The sequence below is a fragment of the Variovorax sp. WS11 genome, assembly GCF_010499245.1.
Lineage (GTDB): Bacteria > Pseudomonadota > Gammaproteobacteria > Burkholderiales > Burkholderiaceae_C > Variovorax.
The window spans coordinates 582,678-603,704 of sequence record NZ_JAAGOW010000004.1 but is presented as its reverse complement, the minus strand read 5'-3'; the positions used below and the strand labels follow the sequence as shown (position 1 = coordinate 603,704).

Below are 21,027 nucleotides of genomic sequence, written 5' to 3'. Positions count from 1 at the left end.
TTCTTTCGGGAGTTTGTCAAAGCGCCTGGAATGAACACCGCGGTTCGGCGATGCCATGCTCCGCGGTGTCGACTGCCAACAGGCCGCCGGCCCACGGCTGCGCCTCGAGTGCTGCAGCGTCCAGTCCGTGCCGCGCCGTGGTGATGTAGAGCGTGCGCAGATCAGGGCCGCCGAACATGCAGCTCGTCGGCTGCGTCACGGGAAGCTGGATGACACGGTGGAGCCGGCCATCCGGCAGGTAGCGGTGGATGACGCCGCGGCCGAACTGGGCGCTCCAGACGCCGCCCTCAGCGTCCACGGTCAGGCCGTCCGGTCCACCCGGGCCCTCTTCCACCTGGACAAAGGGCCAGCGCGAGCGCACCGTGCCGCTCGCGATGTCGAAGTCGAAGGCATCGATCCGGCCGGTATGGGTATCGGTGAAGTACATCGTGCGGTTGTCCGGGCTCCACCCGATGCCATTCGAGAGCGTTGCGCCGCCAGCAACGCTGCACAGTGATCCGTCTTGCAGGCCATAGAGCTGACCCACGGGCTGGTGCAGCGCCCGGTCGAGCGTCCCGACCCAGAACCGCCCGCGGCGGTCGACCTTACCGTCATTGAAGCGCTCCTGGTCGCTTTTCAAGCCCGGCACGTCCAGCCAGCGCACCGCTTCGCCCGATGCAGACAGCAGGGCCATTCGGCTGCGAAATGCCATCAGCAGATCTCCGCCCTCCAGGAGCGCGAACGAGCCAGGCGGCTTGGGCAACTCCCGGACGGTCGTCGTCCCGGTCGCGCTCTCCAGGCACCACAACTGGGGCCTTGCCACATCGATCCACCACAGGCGCGCGGCTGCCGCATCCCATAGCGGCCCCTCGCCGAGCGAGTTTCCGCAATCCGCGACCAGTCGCACTGCTGAAGCCAACGCGTACTCCTAGTGATAGGTAAGCAGCCAATGCTGCGATGCCCCAAAGTTTAATCGAAGTAGTTCTTCTATGTGAACTAGGTTCTTCCCTAAGAACTAAAACAGAAATCGCGGCTATGCTGAAGATGCCGAAACGCCATGCCCACGCAGTTGACGGCACCGCCCGCCCCTGACCCCTGCCGAGGAGAAACCGGTGACCCAACGCCCCCAGCCAGCACCTTGCCCGGCGTGCTTCGAGATCGCACGCCGCCACCCCGACCCGCGAGGCCGTGGTCGCACCATCGACCCGCCTGACCTACCGTGCACTGGCCGCGGAGGTGGATCGCGCCGCACGCGGCCTGCAACGGCTGGGGATTTCGCGCGGCGACAAGGTGGCGATCCTGATGGGGAACCAGCCTGAATGGATCGTGGCTGCCCTGGCGGTGACCACGCTGGGCGCGATCGTCGTTTCGATGAACACCTGGTGGACACCCCGCGAGATCGAGTACGCGCTGTCCCACTCCGACGCCCGGCTGCTGGTCTGCACGCGGCGCTACCTCCGGCACGACTATGAAAAGGAGATCGCGAGCCTTCGAGGCCGGCTGCCGCTCCTGCGGCACGTGGTCGGCGTCGGCGACGAACTGCCGCCCGACTGGCAGCGCTTCGACGAACTGGACGCAGACCAAAGCCCCGGCGAAATACCCCTGATTCCCGAGCCCGACGATCCGGCCTTCCTGCTCTACACCTCGGGCTCCACCAGCAACCCCAAGGCCGTGCAACTGTTGCATCGGGGCATGGTCGAAAACACCTGGCACATCGGCGAGCGGCAGCGCCTCAGCGAGCAGGACCGGCTGTGGCTCGGCGTCTCGCTGTTCTGGGGCTTCGGTTGCTCCAACGCCTTGCCGGCCGTGCTCAGCCATGGCGGATGCGTCGTGCTGCAGGACTCCTTCGACCCCGGCCGTGCCCTGGAACTGATGGAGGCCGAACGCTGCACCGTCTTTTACGGGACGCCCAACATGGTGCAGGCCGTGGTCGATCACCCCGAGTTCGCGACGCGGCAGCTGCGCCTGCGCACCGGCACGACCTTCGGCAATGCGGCGCAGATGCAGCGCGCCCTCCGCCTGGCCCCCGAGATCTGCAATGTCTACGGAATGACGGAAACCTACGGCAACTCGCACGTGGCCGGCGCCGGCGAAACTCCGGCGGTCCGCACCGCCTGCTGCGGGACGCCGCTGCCGGGCCTTGCGCAGCGCATCGTCCATCCCGACACGGAAGAGGACTTGCCTGCGGGGCAGATCGGCGAGATCCGCATCAAGGGCTATGCGGTCAGCTACTACAAGGACGAAGCCCAGACGGACGCCGCCTTCGACGACCAAGGCTATTTCAAGAGCCGGGACCTCGGGTGCGTGGATGCCGAGGGGCGCCTCCAGTTCCACGGCCGGCTGAAGGAAATGGTGAAGACCGGCGGCATCAACGTGTCGCCCGCCGAGATCGAAGCCGTGCTGATGACGCACCCCGACGTGCATCTCGCCGTCGTGGTGGGCGTGCCGCATCCCACCCGCGACGAGGTTCTCGCTGCCGTCATCGTTCCGCAGGCCGGGCGCATGCCCAGCGACACCGAGCTGCTCGACCACTGCCGGCGCGAGCTCGCGCCGTACAAGGTGCCTTCCTTCGTCCGGCTCTCGTCGGAAGCGGATCTCCCGTTGACGACCACCGGGAAAGTCCAGAAGAACCGCATTGCGGAAGTGTTCTTCGAGCCTGCGGTCCCCGCGATCGCCAACTAGCCATCCACCCGTCGCAGATCAAGGAGACAGACATGAAATGGTTCACCACGGCGCTGATCGCGCTTTCGCCGCTCCTCTTCGCGGGCCCGGCCTCCGCGTCCGAGTTTCCGACCCGGGAGATCAAGGTGATCGTGCCCCTCGCGCCGGGCGGCGGCACCGACACCGTCACGCGACAGCTGACCGAGCGCATGGCCAGCGAGATCGGGCAACCGATGATCATCGACAACAAGGGCGGGGCAGGCACGACCATCGGCATGGCGGCGGCCGCCGCCGCGGCGCCGACCGGCTACACGCTGGTCGTCAACGGCGACACCGCCGCGATCTTCGAGTACATCTTCGCCAACCTGAAGTTCGACACCATGAAGGACTTCGTGCCGGTCGCCTATTTCGCCTCGGCGCCGATCGTGCTCGCCGCACACCCTTCATTTGCGCCCAACAACGTGAAGGAACTGATCGAACTCGCCAAGAAGGAGCCGGGGAAGATCAACTACGCGACGCCGGGCGTGGGCACGCCGCACGACCTGGCCGGCCTGCTTCTCATGCAGAAGTCCGGCGTGAAGTTCAACGAGGTGGCCTATCGCGGCAACGGGCCCGCATTGACGGATCTGCTGGCGGGCCACGTCCAGATCGGGATGTTCACGCTGACCAATGCGCTGCCCTACGTGCAGAGCGGCAAGCTGAAGGTGCTCGCGGTCGTCGGCGACCGGCGCACACCCTTGGCGCCCGACTTTCCCTCGATGGCGCAATCCGGCCTGCCGGGCGTCGACGTCAGCGCGCGCTACGTGCTGCTGGCGCCCAAGGGCACGCCCGAGCCCGTCGTCACCAAGCTGCATGCGGCCGTCGTTGCCGCAGTAAAGAAGCCGGAAACGGTGGCGGCCTTCAAGAAGATGGGATTCGAGCCGATGTCGATCAGCCGGCAGGAAGCCGCCAACCTCATGAAGACCGAGCACGAGCGTTGGGAGCCGATCCTGAAGGCCGCCAACATCAAGCCGCAATAAGGAGCCGCCCATGACCACCCGTTTGACGATCAATGGCCAGCGCCGCGCCGTCGAGGCCGACGCCGATACACCGCTGCTCTGGGTGCTGCGCGACGAACTCGGCCTGACCGGCACCAAATTCGGCTGTGGGGCCGGCCTGTGCGGCGCCTGCACCGTCCACCTGAACGGGCAGGCGACGCGCTCCTGCCTCGTGCCGATCGGCTCGCTGGAAGGCGCACAGGTCCACACGATCGAGGGGCTGTCCAAGGACCGCTCGCATCCTGTTCAGAAGGCCTGGATCGCCGAGCAGGTTCCGCAGTGCGGCTACTGCCAGTCCGGAATGATCATGGCGAGCGCCGCCCTGCTTCGGCAGGTCCCTCAGCCGACCGATGCCCAGATCGAGGAAGCCATCACCAACCTCTGCCGTTGCGGCACCTACCAACGCGTCAAGCGGGCGATCCATCGCGCCGCCAAGACCTGAGGAGGACAAGCATGAAAACAGCACGACACGGCGGTGCGCTGAACCGCCGCGCCTTCCTGCAGGCATCGGCTGCCGCCGGCGCCAGCCTGATGATCGCGCTGCCGCTGGAGGGGTGCTCGGTCCAGCGCGCCAGGCCCGAGCCTGTCACGGGCTCCTTCGGCCTCTTCCTCGCGGTGCACGCAGACGGTGCCGTCACGGTGACCGTTCCCGTGGTCGAGATGGGGCAAGGCGCGCAGACGGCGCTCGCGATGATCATCGTCGACGAACTGGGGGCCGACTGGAACCGCATCACGGTCCAGCCCCCGCCTGCCGCGGTGGGCTATCAGCGCCCCGACGTCACGAAGTACCAGCTGACCTCGGGCAGCTGGAGCGTCAGGCTGTGGAACCTGCCGATGCGCCGCGCCGGCGCTGCCGCGCGGGAAATGCTGATCGCCGCCGCAGCCCAGCGCTGGGGCGTCGCTCCCGCTTCCTGCGATGCGCTCGACGGACAGGTCGTCCATGGCCCGAGCGGCCGCCGGATCGGCTTCGGCGACGTTGCCTCGGCCGCGGCCAAGCTGCCGGTGCCGTCCGATCCATCGCTGCGCGCACCGGGTAAAGGTCGCCTGGTGGGTCGGCGCATCGCCCGCACGGACATCCCGTCCAAGGTCGACGGCAGCGGCATCTTCGGCGTCGATGTGCGGCTGCCCGGCATGCTGTATGCAACGCCGCGACAGGCACCCGTCTACGGCGCGGAGATCGCGGACATCGATCGCGACAGCGCGATCAAGCTTCGCGGCGTGGTCGACATCGTCCAGTCACCGGGCGCGGTGATCGTCGTGGCCGACACCTTCTGGCATGCGAAGCAGGCGCTCGACCAGCTCACGATCCGCTACCGCGAAAGCCCGCACGATCGCGACACGACGGAGCGCTTGATGGCTTCCGAAAGGGAGAAGCTCGGCGCACGCGAAGCGGCGATGTTCCGCCGCGTCGGCGACGCGGCCGCGGCCGCGGCCGGCGCGTCCAAGCTCGTCTCCGTCGACTACACGGTGCCTTTCCTGCATCACGCACCGCTCGAGCCCATGAACTGCACCGCGCGAGTGACGAAGGAACGGTGCGAGGTGTGGGCGCCGACGCAATGCCACACCACCGCGCTCGACGCCGCGCGACGGCTCACGGGCTTGCCCGACGACCGCATCGTGATCAACGCCACCCTGCTGGGCGGCGCCTTTGGCCGCCGCATCCACGACGACTTCGTCGAACAGGCGATTCGGGCGTCCATGGCCGTCGGCAGGCCGGTCAAGCTGATCTGGACGCGCGAGGAAGACATGCGGCACGGGTTTCATCGCCCCGCGATGTCTGCGCGCATGAAGGGCAGCCTCGACGACAAGGGCCAACTGACCGGCCTGACCATGCGGATCGTCGGTCCCTCGGTGCATGAGAAGTTCTGGCCCTCGTTCTTCAAGGATGGACTGGATGCCTCCGCCATCATGGCGCTGACGACCAAGAACACCGCCGCCGGGCTTCACTATGCGATCGCCCACCAGCACATCGACTATGTGCATCAGCCCACCCATGTGCCCATCGGGTACTGGCGATCCGTCGGCGCTTCGCACAACGGCTTCTTCATGGAGGGCTTCATCGACGAGGTCGCGCTAGCCGCAGGACAGGACCCCGCCGCGTTCCGGCGCAGGCTCCTGCGCGACAGCCCCCGAGGGCTCGCGGTGCTGGACAAGGCCGTTGAAGCCTGCGGCTGGGGCAGCCCGCTGCCGGCGGGACATGGTCGGGGCATCGCCTTTTGCGAGAACGTCGACAGCATCGTCGCCCAGGTGGCGCAGGTCGAGGTCGCGGGCGACCTGCTGCGCGTGCACCGCATCGTGGCGGTCGTCGACTGTGGCAAAGTGATCAACCCCGATACGGTCGAAGCGCAAATGCAGGGCGGCATTGTCAACGCATTGAGCGCTGCCCTGGCCGAAGAGATCACCATCCAGGAGGGTGCTGCGGTGCAAAGCAACTTTCACGACTACCCGGTCCTGCGCATGGCCGGCGCTCCCTCGGTCGAGGTGTACATCATCGAAAGTGGCGCTGCGATGGGGGGCGTCGGCGAAGCGATGGTTCCGACCTTGGCGCCAGCGGTCTGCAATGCGATCCACGCGGCCTGCGGCAAGCGCATCCGCTCGCTGCCCATCAAGCACCATGGACTGAGACCCGCATGAGCGACGCGCCGGGCCGCCCCAAGCAAGCTCGCACCGCAGCGCGTAGCGCGGAGGCTACTCAATGAACGATGCGCTCGTGGACGTGCTGGTCATCGCAGGCAATCCCGGCGGCTGCGCAGCGGCGATCGCGGCAGCCCGATCCGGCGCTTCCGTCATGCTGCTCGAAGCCACGCCGGTGTTGGGCGGCATGAACGCGAACGGCACCTTCGGGTTCGACTGCGCGACACCCCAGGCGCTCAGCGGCATCGCCGAGGAGGTGGCTGCGCGCGTGAAGGCGCACTATGCGCGCATCGGCCTCGAGGACCCGCTGTTCACCAAGCGGGCGGACCTGGTGTGGGAGAGCCATGTGCTGGCAGCCGTCTGGCTCGAGCTCGCGAAAGAGACCGCAGGGCTGCGGATCGAGCTGGGTGCCGTGCCCGTGGGCGTCCGCATGAACGGGCAACGCATCGAGGCCGTGCAATGGCAGCATGCCTGCGATCCGATGGGCAACCTCGATCCGGCCGATGAGGGGGTCGAGAGCGTCCAGGCGCGCATCGTGATCGATGCCTCGTACGAGGCGGACGTCACGGCCTGGTCCGGCGCTCCGTTCAGGATTGGCCGGGAAGCCCGCTCGGCCGACGAACCCCACGCGGGGAAGATCTTCGTCTCCGGATCGAAGCTGTCGGACGACGGCGTTCTTCCGCATTCGGTGCTCGCGGGAAGCAGCGGTGAAAGCGACGACGCGATCATGGCTTTCGCCTACCGCCTGCACTGCAGGCTCTATGCCGATCGGTCGCCGGGGGCAAAGCACCGGCTGCGAAGCCCGCCGCCGGGCTACGACCCGACCGTCTATCGATGGGAACCGGCCAAGACGCTGCCGGACGGAACCCCGGTCTACTTCGACACGCTCTATGTACTGGTGAACGGCAAGTACCTGCTCAACCGGATGGTCCGCGGCAACAACCTGGTCGGACCCAACCGGGCCTACGTCCTGACCCATCCGCGCGAGCGTGCACCGCTGCGCCAGCGCTTCGTCGATCATGCACTGGGCTATCTGTATTTCGTCCAGACCGAAGGCGGCATGCCGGAGCTCGGCCTCGCCGACGACGAGTTCCTGGACAACGGCCATCTTCCCTACCAGATCTATGTGCGCGAGGGCCGGCGCATCGTCGGCCGCCATGGCCTGAGCGAAGCCGACATCAACCCCTTCATTCGCGGCGACGGCTTCCGCGCTCCACCGCATGCGGATGCCATCGCCATCGGCGACTGGGCCATCGAGTCGCAAGGCTGCGCCGACGAAGTGCCGCCCGGGTACAGCTACCCGGACGGCTACATGATCAACCGCGTCGCCCGGGCACCGTTCCAGGTTCCCTATCGCTGCCTGCTGCCGCAAGGCGTGGACAACCTCCTGACCTGCGGGGCGATCAGCGCGACGCACGTGGCGTTCGGCGCCACGCGCGTCGAGGCCGTGCGCATCCAGTCCGGCATCGCGGCCGGCGTTGCGGCTGCGATGGCGGTGCAAGGGGATTGCCCGCCCTCCTCCGTTCCCGTGGAGGCCTTGCAGACGGAGATCATCCGGCGCGGCGGAAAGCTCACCTACTTCGCGGATGTCCCCAGCGATCATCCGCACTTCGCCGCGATCCAGTGGGCCGCGTTGCGTGGCCTGGTGCCGCACGATCCCGACTGGTACTTCCACCCGGACCACCCGGCCTCATGGGCGGACTTCGCGCAGAGCATCGTCACGACGCAGGCGTTGCCGGTGAGCGTGACCGGCGCCCATTTCGAGGGGATCACCCGTCGGCATCCGTGCTTCAGATTCGTCGAAACGCTCTACGACCTGTCGACCCGCGCCGGCGTGGACCTCTTCGAAGTCGCCAAGCTCCATGACGAAGATCCCATGCAGGAGTTCCTGCGGCTCGAGCCCCGCTTCAAGCTGCTGCCATTCCATCCGGAGCGGGCCGTGTCCTTGGCGGAGGCTCACAAGTTCCTGGGCCTTGTCGCCGTGGCTTTGGAAAGGAGCTACGAGCTTGCGCTTGTCCCTCCCGATGCCGGCTTCCTCACGCGAGCAGCCATGTGCGAGATGCTGAAGGGTCTTTGGGCAGCCAGGCCAGCTTGGGGCTGACACTCCGGCAGCCTTCACGCGGATTGCCGTATCAGGAGCTTGGGCTCCACCAGGTAAAGCTGGCGCGCCCGTTGGGGATCCTCGATGCGCGCGAGCAGGACCGCAGCCGCATGCTCCCCCAGTTCGCTGGGCCGGATGTCCACGGTGGTGAGCGGCGGGTTCGAGTGCGCCGCATCCTGCACGTTGTCGAAGCCCATCAACGCGAAGTCCGACCCCACTCGCAGGCCGCGTTCGCCCAATGCCGACATGGCGCCGAAGGCCACGATATCGTTGTAGCAAATCGCTGCGGTCGCGCCGGGCTTCTTGTCCAGGAGCACGTTCATGCTCTCGTAGCCCCCCTGCCGGGTCGGATCCGAACCGACCAGCAGCTCCTCGTCGAACTCGAGGCCGCGTTCGGCAAGTGCAGACTTGTAGCCTTTCAGCCGCTGTTCAAGCACGACGCCGGTGTGGCCCCCCAGGAAGCCGATGCGCTTGTGACCGGCGTCGAGCAGGTGTCGGGTTGCGACGAAGACGCCGTGCTCGTTGTCTGCGCCCGCGAAGTCATAGCTGCCCGGCCCCAAGGTGCGCACCATCACCACCAATGGGATTCCCCACGACTGCACTTCCTTGGGCAGGGTGCGTGGCGTCCCGAACGCCGGGCAAAGCACCATGCCCGCGGCGCCCTGCTCCCGCATGGCCTGCAAGACCTTGTGCTGCCGATCGACGTCCTCGTTGGTGTGCGCCATCAGGACGATGTAGCCGGCGTCGACGAGCTTGCGCTCGACCCCGACGAGGATCTCGGCAAAGAACGGGTTCATCAAGTCGTTGATGAGCACTGCAATCGTGTTCGAGGAGCCGCCCCGCATCTGGCCGGCGCGGCGGTTGTACACGTAGCCGAGCTTGGCCGCCGCCTCCCGCACGCGCTCGGACGTTTCAGCCGGAATCAACGGGCTGTCCTTGAGGACCAGCGAGACCGTCGACTTGGAAACCTTGGCTGCGGCAGCGACGTCCAGGATCGTGACGGGACGTGGCGAAGATGAGTTGCGCTTCATGAGTGGGTGTTTTCCCTAGGGCACGGCATCGGCGCTTGACCTTTTACTGGAACGTTCCAATAATTCATTCAACCGTTCCAACAAATGTAGCCGCAAAGGAGACGCCGTGGAAAGCAATGAGCCAGTCGGATGGGGCTTGATCGGCGCCAGCACGATCGCCGCCGAGCACATGATCGGCGCCATCCGCCACCAACCTGGGCACGAGGTGGTGGCGGTGGCCAGCAGCAATGCGCAACGCGCCACGGACTACGCCAGGCAGCACCGCATCGACAGCGCCTATGACTCCGTCGCGAAGCTGCTGGCCGATCCCCTCGTGCAGGTCGTCTACATCAGCACGACCAATGAACTGCATCGCGACCAGGTGCTGGCGGCCGCAGCGGCCGGCAAGCACGTGCTTTGCGAAAAGCCTCTGGCATTGACGCTGGACGACGCGCAGCAAATGGTGCGCGCCTGCGCCCAGGCCGGCGTCGTGATGGCAACCAACCACCACCTTCGCAACGCCGCCACGCACCGCAGGATTCGCGAGCTCGTGCAAGGCGGTGTGATCGGCCGACCGCTCTTCGCGCGTGTGTTCCACGCCGTCTACCTCCCGCCTCACCTGCAGGGCTGGCGCATCGACAAACCCGCTGCGGGCGGTGGCGTGATCCTCGACATCTGCGTGCACGACGCCGACACCTTGCGCTTCATCCTGGGTGCCGAGCCGATCGAAGCCATCGGCCTGTCCCACTCGGCGTTCCTCGCCCGCGAGGGGCTGGAAGACGGCGTCATGGCAGCCTTGCGCTTCGACAACGGCGTGCTGGCGCAATTGCACGACGCCTTCACGACGCCATTTGCCGGCACCGGTATCGAGATCCACGGTGACAAGGGTTCGATCGTCGGCCGCCATGTGATGACGCAACAACCGGTGGGGGACGTGCTGCTGCGCGACGCCGGGGGCGAGCGCGCCATCGCGGTCGAACATGAAAGCCTGTACGCGCGCGGCGTTGCGAGGTTCTGCGCCGCGATCCGCAGTGAAGGCGAGCCTGCCGCCACGGCCGTCGACGGCCTGCGTTCGCTGGCGACTGCGCTGGCCATCGCCGAGGCCTGCCGTACCGGCGCATCCGTGCGCATCGACGCCCTTCGAGCTTAGGAGTTCTTCCATGAAGAAAGTGATATCCGCCGAACAGGCGGCGGGGCTGGTTCGCGCCGGCGATGTGGTGAGCATCAGCTCGTCCAGCGGTCTCGGCTGCCCGGACAAGGTGCTGGCGGCCATCGGCGCCCGCTTCGAGCGTGAGGGCCAGCCGCGCGACCTGACGACGCTGAACCCGATCGCCGCAGGCGACATGTACGGCATCAAGGGGATCGACCACATCGCCAAGAAGGGGCTTCTGGCGCGAGTCCTGGCCGGCTCCTACCCGAGCGGTCCTTCCTCGCTGCCGATGCCTGCCATCTGGCACATGGTGGTCGACAACGAGATCGAGGCCTACAACATCCCCAGCGGCATCCTCTACGACATGCATCGCGATGCCGCAGCCAAGCGGCCGGGCGTGCTGACCAAGGTCGGGCTCGGCACCTTCGTCGACCCCGATCTTCAAGGCTGCGCGATGAACGACGCAGCCGCCGCGCGGCCGGTGGTGCGCAAGGAGATGTTCGACGACCAGGAGTGGCTCTACTTCCCGGCGATCGCGCCGCAAGTGGCCATCATCCGCGCCACCACGGCCGACGAGCACGGCAACCTGACCTACGAACACGAAGGCGCCCTGCTGGGCGGCCTGGACCAGGCGCTCGCTGCGCGCAACAACGGCGGCATCGTCATCGCCCAGGTCAAGCGCGTGGTGAAGGAAGGAAGCCTGCGTCCGCACGACGTGCACGTGCCTTGCAACCTGGTGGACTACATCGTGGTCGACGCCGATCAATGGCAAACCACACAGACGCCGTACGACCCGGCGATCAGCGGCGAGATCGCCCAGCCGCTCGCGACCTTCGAGCCGCAGGCCTGGGGACCGGAAAAGGTCATCGCGCGCCGCGCAGCGATGGAGCTGGCGCACGGGAATGCCGTGAACCTCGGCTTCGGCATTTCGGCCAACGTGCCGCGCATCCTGCTCGAGGAAGGCCTGCATGGAGAGGTCACCTGGGCCATCGAACAAGGCGCGGTCGGCGGCATGCCCTTGCTGGGCTTTGCCTTCGGCTGCGCGTCGAACGCCGACGCGATCATGGCCTCGCCGCACCAGTTCACCTACTTTCAGGGCGGCGGCTTCGACCTGACCCTGCTGTCCTTCCTCCAGGTCGACGGCAACGGCAGCGTCAACGTCTCGAAGCTCGGTGCCAAGCCCTACCTGACGGCAGGATGCGGCGGCTTCGTCGACATCACCGCACACGCGAAGCGCATCGTCTTCTCGGGCTTCTTCACGGCGGGCGCCAAGCTCGAAGTGGGCGACGGCAAGCTGACGATCGTCAAGGAAGGCAAGACCCGGAAGTTCGTCAAGGCGGCCGAACACATCACCTACAGCGGCGTGATGGGGCGCCAGCGCGGCCAGCGCGTGACCTATGTCACGGAACGCTGCGTGATCGACCTGGAGCACGACGCTCTGGTCGTGCGCGAGATCGCGCCCGGCATCGACCTGCAGCGCGACGTGCTCGACCAGGCGGAGATTCCGCTGCGCGTGGCCGAGGACCTGCGGATCATGGATGCAACGCTGTTCGGCGAGGCGCCGTTCGGCCTGCGACTCAAGGCCGAAGAGGTGCGCCGTGGCTGAGTCCTTCATCCGCCTCGCGCGCGACGGCGATGTGGCGACCGTCACGCTGAACCGTCCCGCCAAGCTCAACTCGCTGACGCCGGCGATGCTGGACCAGCTCGAGCAGACCGCACGTGAGCTCGACGCCGACGGCGACGTGCGCGTCGTGATCCTGACCGGTGGCGGAGAAAAAGCTTTCTGCGTCGGCGCCGACATCAACGAGTGGGCGGCGCTCCAGCCGCTCGACATGTGGCGCCGCTGGGTGCGCCGGGGGCACCAGGTGTTCGACCAGTGGGCACGGCTGCGCCAGCCGGTCATCGCGGCCATCAACGGTCACGCGTTCGGCGGCGGCCTGGAGCTGGCGATCACCGGCGACATCCGCATCACCGTCGAGCACGCGCAGTTCGCGCTGCCTGAAGCGTCCATTGCCACCTGTCCGGGCTGGTCGGGGACGCAGCGTCTGGTCCGGCTGATCGGCGCCAGCCATGCGAAGTACCTGGCCCTGAGTGGCACGCGCTTGTCCGTCGCCGACGCGCAGCACAGCGGCCTCGTCCACGAGGTCGTCCCTGCCATTCGGCTGGGCGAGCGGGCCATGACCCTGGCGCGCGAGATGGCCGCCAAGGCGCCGGTCTCCTTGCAACTGACCAAGCAGCTGATCAACGCCGCTGCGGGCGAAGACGCGGCTGCGACGCTCGAGGCGATGGCCGGCGCGTTGGCTGCAACCACCGACGACGCCGCGGAAGGCATTCGCAGCTTCCGCGAGAAGCGGTCCCCAGCTATCTGGGCCGCTGAACCCCACCTACCGGACCCACCATGAGCAACACTGAACTCTCCCTGCCGACGCGCTGACCCGCCCACCCTTCCAAGGCAAGCTGCTGATCGATGGCGCCTGGGTCGATGCTGCCGACGGCAGCACCCTGGAGCGCAAGTCACCGGCGCACGACAAGGTGGTGGCCGTCTACGCCCAAGCCGGCGTCGCCGATGCCGAACGCGCGATCGCCGCGGCCCGCCGGGCCTTCGACCGCGGCCCGTGGCCGCACATGAAGGGTGCCGAGCGCGCCCGCATCCTGCGCGCCGTCGCCGAGGGCATCCTGGCGCGCAAGCATGAACTGGCGCTGATGGAGACGCTGGAGAACGGCAAGCCATTGGCCCAGTCGCTGGCCGAGATCGAAGGCGCCGCCGACCTGTGGCACTACGCCGCCACCCTGGCGCGCAATCTGCATGGCGACAGCTACAACACGCTCGGCGAAAAGACGCTCGGCGTGTTGCTGCGCGAGCCGATCGGCGTCGTCAGCGTGATCACGCCCTGGAACTTCCCCTTCCTGATCGTCAGCCAGAAGCTGCCTTTCGCGCTCGCGGCCGGTTGCACGGCCGTGGTGAAACCGGCCGAAGTGACCTCAGGCACGACCGTGATGCTGGGCGAGATCCTGCTGGCGGCCGGCATCCCCCATGGCGTCGTGAACATCCTGGTCGGCCGCGGCAGCGTGGTCGGCGACGTGCTGGTGACGCATCCGGACGTCGACATGCTGTCCTTCACCGGCTCGACCGGCGTCGGCAAGCAGGCGGTCGCCAAATCCGCGCAGACCTTGAAGAAGGTCTCGATGGAGCTCGGCGGCAAGAACCCGCAGATCATCTTTCCCGATTGCGACTGGGACGCCGCGCTCGACGCCGCCGTGTTCGGGATCTACTTCAACGCCGGCCAGTGTTGCAACAGCGGCAGCCGTCTCCTCGTGCACGAGGCGATCGCCGAGAAGTTCGCGGCGGCCCTGGTGGAGCGTTCGAAGCTCGTCAAGGTCGGCGACCCGCTGGTGTCCGGCGTGCAGGTCGGTGCGATCACGACCGACAAGCAGCTCGAGACGATCCTGTCGCACGTCGACGGCGCCCGCCGCGCCGGCGCCACGGTCGCGCTGGGTGGATTGCGCATGGACGCGCCCGGCATGTACGTCGAGCCCACGGTCGTGACGGGCGTGACCCGCGACATGGCGATCGCCGGCGAAGAAGTCTTCGGTCCGGTGCTGGCGGTGCTGACCTTCAAGGACTTGGACGAAGCCGTCGAACTGGCCAACAGCACGCTCTACGGCCTGTCCGCCGCAGTGTGGAGCCGGGACTTCAGCACCTGCCTCGGCGCGGCGCGCCGCATCAAGGCGGGCACCGTCTGGATCAACACCTTCCTGGAAGGCCATGCCGAACTTCCGTTCGGCGGCTACCGCGAAAGCGGCATCGGCCGCGAGCTGGGCCGCTTCGCGACCGAGGACTACACCGAAACCAAGACCCTCCACATGCACCTCGGCGAACGGACCGACTGGTACCTGCCTCGTTGAACCCCCACCACACCCGAAGGAGACACTCATGAAGAAACAGCTCATCAGCCTCGCCATTGCCGCTGCCACCGCGGTGCCGGCATTCGCCCAGCAACAAAGCGTGGAGGTCCTGCATTGGTGGACCTCCGGCGGCGAAGCGTCTGCGCTCAACGTGCTCAAGGGCACGCTCGAGAAGCAAGGCGTCAAGTGGAACGACATGCCCGTCGCCGGCGGCGGCGGCGAAGCCGCGATGACCGCGGTACGCGCGCGCGTCACTTCCGGCAACCCGCCGACCGCCGTGCAGATGCTGGGCTTCGACGTGCAGGACTGGGCCAAACAGGGCGTCCTGGCCGACTTGAACGACCTGGCCGCCAAGGGCGGCTGGGACAAGATCGTTCCGCCGGCGCTGCAGAAGTTCTCCAAGTACAACGGCAAGTGGATCGCGGTGCCGGTGAACCTGCACACGACCAACTGGATCTGGGGCAACAAGGAGGTGCTGGCCAAGGCGGGCGTCACCACTGAGCCCAAGGACTTCGATGAATTCATCGCCGCGGCCGAGAAGGTGCAGAAGGCGGGGTTCATCGGCATCGCGCACGGTGGCCAGCCCTGGCAGGACGCCACCATCTTCGACAACGTCGTGCTCTCGACCGGCGGCGTCGACTACTACCGCAAGGCCTTCATCGAACTGGACACCAAGGCGCTGAACTCGCCGACGACCTTGAAGGTGTTTCAACGCATGTCGCAGATCCGCAAGCTGGTCGACAAGGACTTCTCGGGCCGCGACTGGAACGTCGCCTCGGGCATGGTCATCAGCGGCAAGGCAGGCTTCCAGATCATGGGCGACTGGGCCAAGGGCGAGTTCGCCAACGCGAAGAAGGTGCCGGGCAAGGACTTCCTGTGCTACCGCTTCCCGGGCACGCAAGGCGCGGCCGCGTTCAACACCGACCAGTTCGCGATGTTCAAGCTGAGCGATCCGCAGAAGACGGCAGCGCAGCTGAAGCTGGTGGCCGACATCATGGAGCCGGGCTTCCAGTCTTCCTTCAACGTGATCAAGGGTGCCGCGCCGGCGCGCTCCGACGTGTCCGATGCCGCGTTCGACGAGTGCGGCAAGAAGTCGATCAAGGACGCGGCCGAAGCCAGCAAGAACAACACGCTGGTGGGCTCCATCGCCCACGGCCACGCCGTGCCGGCCTCGCTCAAGAACGCCTTCTACGACGTGATCACGCGCCACTTCAACGGCCAGATCGACGACAAGAAGGCCGTGGCCGAGATCGTCTCGGCCGCGAAGAACTGAGCGCCCGGATTTCCCCTCGACCCCTCGGGTGGCCCATGGGCCACCCGGCCACCGGAGCCCTGCCATGAAAGCCGGTCACCTACCCAAGTTGCTGTTCAGCCCCAGCGTGTTCCTCGTGCTGGTGTGCGTGTACGGCTACATCATGTTCACGATCTACCTGTCCTTCACGACGTCGACGATGCTGCCGACGTACGACTGGGCAGGCACCGCCAACTACACCCGATTGCTCGGGCTGGACAACTGGCAGGTCTCCCTGGCGAACCTCGCGACCTTCGCCAGTCTCTACATCGTCATCGCCATGGCGCTGGGCCTGGGTCTCGCGATCCTGATCGACCAGAAGATCCGCGCCGAGAGCGCCTTCCGCTCGATCTTCCTGTACCCGATGGCGCTGTCGTTCATTGTCACGGGCACCGCCTGGAAATGGCTGCTGGACCCGGGCGTCGGCCTCGAGCGCTCGATGCACCTGCTGGGCTGGGAGAGCTTCTCCTTCACCTGGATCAAGGACAGCGAAATGGCGATCTACTGCGTGGTCATCGCCGCCGTCTGGCAGACCAGCGGCTTCGTGATGGCGATGTTCCTTGCCGGCCTGCGCGGCGTCGATACGGAACAGGTCAACGCGGCCAAGGTCGACGGCGCACGCACCTGGCAGATCTACCTGCGCATCGTCCTGCCGCAGCTCGGTCCGGTCTTCGTCTCGGCCTTCGTGATCCTCGCGCACATGGCCATCAAGTCCTACGACCTGATCATCGCGCTGACCAACGGCGGGCCCGGCCGCTCGACCTGGCTGCCCTCGGTGTTCATGTACCAGTACACCTTCACCCGCAACGAGATGGCCGTCGGCGCCGCCAGCTCGGTGCTGATGCTGCTCGCGATCGGCGCCGTGGTTCTTCCCTACCTCTTCAGCGAGATGCGAAAGGTGAAAAATGGCTAACGCACACACCCACGCCATGGTCCATGTGCACGGCGCCAGCGGCATCCAGCCCCGGCTGGACCTGGCCCGCATCGTCCTCTACGCGGTGCTCCTTGCGTGCGCCGTGGTGTTCCTGATGCCGGTCTACGTCATGGTGGTGAATTCGTTCAAACCGCTGGACGAGATCCGCAGCGGCAACCTGATGTCGCTGCCCGTCGACTGGACCATCGCACCCTGGCTCAGCGCCTGGAGCACGGCCCAGATCGGCGTGCAGCCGACGGGCTTGCGGCCGTTCTTCATCAACTCCTTCCTGCTGGTGATCCCGGCGGTGGTGCTGTCCACGCTGATCGGTGCCTTGAACGGCTACATCCTGACCCAGTTCAAGTTCCGCGGGGCCAACCTGATGTTTGCCGCGATGCTGTTCTCGGTCTTCATCCCGTTCCAGATCGTGCTGATCCCGATGGCCAAGACGCTCGGCTTCCTGGGCCTCGCGGGCACGGTGAAGGGGCTGATCTTCGTCAACACCGTGTACGGCATCGGTTTCACGACGCTGTTCTTCCGCAACTACTATGCGGCCTTTCCGGCCGAGCTGATCCGCTCGGCGCGGATGGACGGTGCCGGCTTCTTCGGCGTGATGCTGCGCATCCTGCTGCCCAACAGCACGCCGATCATCGTCGTCACGGTGATCTGGCAGTTCACCAACATCTGGAACGAATTCCTGTTCGGCGCGTCGTTCAGCGACTTCAGCTCCTACCCCCTCACGGTGGCGCTGAACAACCTGGTCAACAGCAGCACCGGCGTCAAGGAATACAACGTCCACTTCGCGGGCGCATTCATCGCGGCATTGCCGACGCTCATCGTCTACATGGTGTCCGGCAAGTACTTCGTTCGCGGCCTGATGGCCGGTTCCGTCAAGGGCTGAAACGCCCGATCTCAGGAGACATTCATGGCATCCCTCGACCTCGTCAACGTGCAGAAGAGCTTCGGTCCGGTCAAGATCCTGCACGACATCTCCATCGGCCTGAAGGACGGCGAGTTCCTCGTGCTGGTGGGCCCGTCGGGCTGCGGCAAGAGCACGCTGATGAACATCATCGCCGGGCTCGAAGAGCCGAGCGGCGGCTCGCTGACGCTCGAAGGCCGAGACATCACGACCGTGGCGCCCGCCGAACGCAACATCTCGATGGTGTTTCAGTCCTACGCCTTGTATCCGAACATGACGGTGGCGAAGAACATCGAGTTCCCGCTCGAGATGCGCAAGGTCGAGAAGTCCAAGCGCGCCGAGCGCGTGAAATCGGTCTCCAAGCTGCTGCAGATCGAGCACCTGCTCGAACGCAAGCCGCGGCAGCTCTCGGGCGGCCAGCGCCAGCGCGTCGCCATCGGCCGCGCCCTGGCGCGCGAACCGCAGCTCTACCTGTTCGACGAACCGCTGTCCAACCTGGATGCGCAACTGCGCGTGGACATGCGCACCGAGATCAAGAAGCTGCATCAGCGGCTGAAGGCCACGATCGTCTACGTGACGCACGACCAGATCGAGGCCATGACCCTGGCCACCCGCATCGCGGTGATGAAGGGCGGCGTGTTGCAGCAACTCGGCACGCCCCACGAGGTCTACAACCGCCCCGCCAACACCTTCGTGGCGAGCTTCATGGGCTCGCCGCGCATGAACCTCGTGAAAGCGCGCATCGCGGCTCATGGCGACGGCCTCGTGCTCACGATGCAGCAAGGCAGCGCCGCAGCCGTCCACATCGAGCTGCCGCGTGAATCCGTGTCGCCCGCGCTGGCGCGCTACAGCGGCGAAGAGCTGATTGCCGGCATCCGCGCCGAGGCGGTGACACTGGCCACCGAAGGCATGGTTGCCGGCCCGATGCAGCGCTTTGTCGATGCGCGCATCGAAGTCATCGAGCCCACTGGCGCCGACACGCTGGTCGTGCTCGACCTCGGCGGCCATGAGTTCACGGTGCGCCTGGATCCCGACCTGGCCTTGACGCCAGGCCAGAACGCGCGCTTCCTGATCGACCTGAGCAAGCTGGCGTGCTTCGATCCGAAGACGGAGTCGCTGATCGCGTGAGCGTCATGAAGGCCAAGGACTACGACATCGTCATCATCGGCTCCGGCGTGGGCGGCGGCGCGGTTGCGCTGCAGCTCGCCGGCAGCGATGCGAAGGTGCTCGTTCTCGAACGCGGCCCGCAGTTGCCGCGCGAGGCGCAGAACTGGGATCTCGAGGCCGTGTTCTGCGACCAGCGCTACCGGACGACGGAGACCTGGTTCGCCGACGGGCGGCCGTTCCGCCCCGGCATGTTCTATTTCGTCGGCGGCCACACCAAGTTCTACGGCACGGCGATGTTCCGGTTCCGCGAGCGCGACTTCGAGGAACTCGTGCACGACGAAGGCGTGTCGCCGGCCTGGCCCATCCGGTATGCCGAGCTCGAGCCATGGTACGGCGAAGCCGAACGCCTGTTCGAGGTGCACGGTGAATGCGGGATCGACCCGACCGACCCGCCGCACAGCACGCCCTACAGCCATCCGCCGGTGCCGCATGAACCGCTGCTCGCGAAGATCGAAGCGCGGCTGCGTGCCCAGGGTTTGAAGCCCTTCCCGATGCCGAGCGCGATCGACTTCGGCCCCGGTGGCCGTTGCCAGCGCTGTGCGAACTGCGATGCGCTGCCGTGCAAGATCGACGCCAAGGGCGATGCCGAGATCCGGCTGATCCGTCCGGCACTGGCGCATCCCAATGTCGAGTTGCGCGCCGGTGCCCAGGTCGAGCGCCTGATCACCGACGAAAGGGGCCGGCGCATCGTCGCGGCGGAGGTGGTCGAGGGCGGTGTCCGGCGCCGCATCACCGCGAGCCTGTTCGTGCTCAGCGCAGGTGCAATCAACTCCGCTGCGCTGTTGCTGCGTTCGGCCAATGCCCGCCATCCGCGCGGCCTGGCCAACAGCAGCGACGTGGTCGGGCGCCACTACATGACCCACAACACCACGGCCCTGATGGCGGTGCACCCTTTCAAGCGCAATCCGACGCGCTTTCCCAAGACGCTCGCAGTGCACGACTTCTACTTCGGCGAACGCGCCGGCGACACCCCGCTCGGCAGCCTGCAGCTGCTCGGCAAGATCCGTGAGCCGATGCTGCGCGGGCCGCTGCCTTCGGTGCCGAAGGTCGTGCGCAGCCTGCTGGCCCAGCACAGCGTCGACTGGTACGCCCAGAGCGAGGACCTGCCGCATCCCGAAAGCCGCATCAGCGTGCGATCCGACGGCGCGATCAATCTGCACTGGCATCGGACGAATCTCGCGGCGCATCAACGCTGGGTGGACAAGTGCCGCCAGGTGCTGCGTGCCACCGGCTACCCGATCGTGCTCGCCAAGAGCTTCGGCACCGAAGTGGTCTCGCACCAGTGCGGCACCGTGCGCTTCGGTGACGACCCCGTCACCTCGGCGCTCGACCCGCTCTGCAAGGCCTGGGATCACGACAACCTCTATGTGGTCGACGCAGGCTTCTTCCCCTCGTCGGCAGCGGTGAACCCGGCGCTGACGGTTGCGGCGCAAGCGTTGCGGGTCGGCCGGCACCTGAGAACGAACATGAAGGAGATCTTGTCGTGAGCCCCTCTTCGACCCTCCCCCGACCGGTCGCCCTCGTGACCGGCGGCAGCCGCGGCATCGGCGCTGGCATTGCCACCGAGCTGGCGCACGATGGCTTCGACGTGGCGATCACCGCGATGGACGACGATGGCGAAGCCCTCGCTGCGATCAGGAACGCCGGTGCCCGCGCGCTCGGATTGCGCAGCGACCTGTCCGACCTCGCGGACCACGCCCGCGTGCTCGATGCGGTCATGGCCTGGGGCGGCGGCATCGCGTGCCTGGTGAACAACGCCGGCATCGGGTCGCCACGTCGCGGCGACCTCCTCGACGTCACGCCCGAGGCGTACGACAAGGTGCTCGACACCAACCTGCGCGGCACCTTCTTCTTCACGCAGGCGGTCGCACGGCAGATGGCGGCGACGCCGGCATCGGGCCCGCGCGCGATCGTCACGGTGTCTTCCGTCAGCGCCAGCCTGGCGTCGATCGAACGCGGCGAATACTGCCTGTCGAAAGCCGGTCTGGGCATGCTGAGCAAGTTGTTCGCGCTGCGGCTGGCACCGCTGGGCATCGCGGTCTTCGATGTCCGCCCCGGCGTGATCCGGACCCCGATGACCGAAGGCGTGGCCGGCAAATACGACCAGCTCATCGCCGACGGCCTGGTGCCGATGGGACGCTGGGGCTACCCCGAAGACGTGGCACGCGTCGTCTCGGCGCTGGCCGGTGGCCGCCTCGCGTTCGCGACCGGCTCGGTGATCAACGTCGACGGTGCGCTGTCGATCCCACGCCTTTGACC

17 protein-coding genes are annotated in these 21,027 nt (G+C 66.8%); 15 read left to right on the top strand and 2 right to left on the bottom strand.

Annotation, left to right across the window (positions count from 1 at the left end):
* Positions 1-16 precede the first annotated feature (16 nt).
* Positions 17-898 carry an SMP-30/gluconolactonase/LRE family protein gene (locus GXN78_RS32270; protein ID WP_106554464.1) on the bottom strand — a complete coding sequence of 294 codons (882 nt, stop codon included), beginning with the start codon at positions 896-898 and terminating at the stop codon, positions 17-19.
* Positions 899-1,167: 269 nt separating this feature from the next.
* Between GXN78_RS32270 and GXN78_RS32265 the strand changes: the two genes are divergently transcribed.
* The 5 genes from GXN78_RS32265 to GXN78_RS32245 all read left to right on the top strand — a co-directional run bounded on the left by GXN78_RS32265 (position 1,168) and on the right by GXN78_RS32245 (position 8,412).
* Positions 1,168-2,661 carry a class I adenylate-forming enzyme family protein gene (locus tag GXN78_RS32265; RefSeq protein ID WP_164256045.1) on the top strand — a complete coding sequence of 498 codons (1,494 nt, stop codon included), beginning with the start codon at positions 1,168-1,170 and terminating at the stop codon, positions 2,659-2,661.
* 32 nt (positions 2,662-2,693) lie between these two features.
* Positions 2,694-3,659, top strand: a complete 966-nt coding sequence (locus GXN78_RS32260) for a tripartite tricarboxylate transporter substrate binding protein (protein WP_106554466.1) — start codon at positions 2,694-2,696, stop codon at positions 3,657-3,659.
* Between the two features lie 10 nt (positions 3,660-3,669).
* Positions 3,670-4,119, top strand: coding sequence for a (2Fe-2S)-binding protein (locus GXN78_RS32255; protein WP_106554467.1), 450 nt, complete (start codon positions 3,670-3,672; stop codon positions 4,117-4,119).
* A gap of 11 nt (positions 4,120-4,130) precedes the next feature.
* Complete coding sequence (locus tag GXN78_RS32250; protein ID WP_106554468.1) at positions 4,131-6,311, top strand: molybdopterin cofactor-binding domain-containing protein; 2,181 nt, start codon at positions 4,131-4,133, stop codon at positions 6,309-6,311.
* Between the two features lie 61 nt (positions 6,312-6,372).
* Positions 6,373-8,412: an FAD-dependent oxidoreductase gene (locus tag GXN78_RS32245; protein WP_106554469.1), complete on the top strand. Its 2,040-nt coding sequence runs from the start codon at positions 6,373-6,375 to the stop codon at positions 8,410-8,412.
* Positions 8,413-8,426: 14 nt separating this feature from the next.
* Here the strand turns inward: GXN78_RS32245 and GXN78_RS32240 are convergent, their stop codons facing one another.
* The gene (locus GXN78_RS32240) at positions 8,427-9,443 is read right to left on the bottom strand and encodes a LacI family DNA-binding transcriptional regulator (protein ID WP_106554470.1); all 1,017 of its coding nucleotides are present in this window, start codon (positions 9,441-9,443) and stop codon (positions 8,427-8,429) included.
* Between the two features lie 169 nt (positions 9,444-9,612).
* Between GXN78_RS32240 and GXN78_RS32235 the strand changes: the two genes are divergently transcribed.
* The 10 genes from GXN78_RS32235 to GXN78_RS32190 all read left to right on the top strand — a co-directional run bounded on the left by GXN78_RS32235 (position 9,613) and on the right by GXN78_RS32190 (position 21,025).
* Positions 9,613-10,572, top strand: a complete 960-nt coding sequence (locus tag GXN78_RS32235; RefSeq protein WP_106554604.1) for a Gfo/Idh/MocA family oxidoreductase — start codon at positions 9,613-9,615, stop codon at positions 10,570-10,572.
* Positions 10,573-10,582: 10 nt separating this feature from the next.
* The gene (locus tag GXN78_RS32230; protein WP_106554471.1) at positions 10,583-12,178 is read left to right on the top strand and encodes an acyl CoA:acetate/3-ketoacid CoA transferase; all 1,596 of its coding nucleotides are present in this window, start codon (positions 10,583-10,585) and stop codon (positions 12,176-12,178) included.
* Positions 12,171-12,974, top strand: a complete 804-nt coding sequence (locus GXN78_RS32225; protein WP_164256042.1) for an enoyl-CoA hydratase/isomerase family protein — start codon at positions 12,171-12,173, stop codon at positions 12,972-12,974. The genes GXN78_RS32230 and GXN78_RS32225 overlap by 8 nt, the downstream gene beginning before the upstream one ends.
* A 28-nt stretch (positions 12,975-13,002) precedes the next feature.
* A complete protein-coding gene (locus tag GXN78_RS32220) occupies positions 13,003-14,478 on the top strand; it encodes an aldehyde dehydrogenase family protein (RefSeq protein ID WP_164256184.1) in 1,476 nt (491 codons plus the stop codon).
* A gap of 28 nt (positions 14,479-14,506) precedes the next feature.
* A complete protein-coding gene (locus GXN78_RS32215) occupies positions 14,507-15,751 on the top strand; it encodes an ABC transporter substrate-binding protein (RefSeq protein WP_106554474.1) in 1,245 nt (414 codons plus the stop codon).
* Positions 15,752-15,815: 64 nt separating this feature from the next.
* Positions 15,816-16,682: a sugar ABC transporter permease gene (locus GXN78_RS32210; protein ID WP_106554475.1), complete on the top strand. Its 867-nt coding sequence runs from the start codon at positions 15,816-15,818 to the stop codon at positions 16,680-16,682.
* A gap of 16 nt (positions 16,683-16,698) precedes the next feature.
* A complete protein-coding gene (locus tag GXN78_RS32205; protein ID WP_106554476.1) occupies positions 16,699-17,583 on the top strand; it encodes a carbohydrate ABC transporter permease in 885 nt (294 codons plus the stop codon).
* 24 nt (positions 17,584-17,607) lie between these two features.
* Entirely contained in the window at positions 17,608-18,729 is a 1,122-nt protein-coding gene (locus tag GXN78_RS32200) for an ABC transporter ATP-binding protein (RefSeq protein WP_106554477.1), read from the top strand.
* Positions 18,730-18,734: 5 nt separating this feature from the next.
* Positions 18,735-20,255, top strand: coding sequence for a GMC family oxidoreductase (locus GXN78_RS32195; RefSeq protein WP_106554478.1), 1,521 nt, complete (start codon positions 18,735-18,737; stop codon positions 20,253-20,255).
* Positions 20,252-21,025, top strand: a complete 774-nt coding sequence (locus tag GXN78_RS32190; RefSeq protein ID WP_106554479.1) for a 3-ketoacyl-ACP reductase — start codon at positions 20,252-20,254, stop codon at positions 21,023-21,025. The genes GXN78_RS32195 and GXN78_RS32190 overlap by 4 nt, the downstream gene beginning before the upstream one ends.
* Positions 21,026-21,027 lie beyond the last annotated feature (2 nt).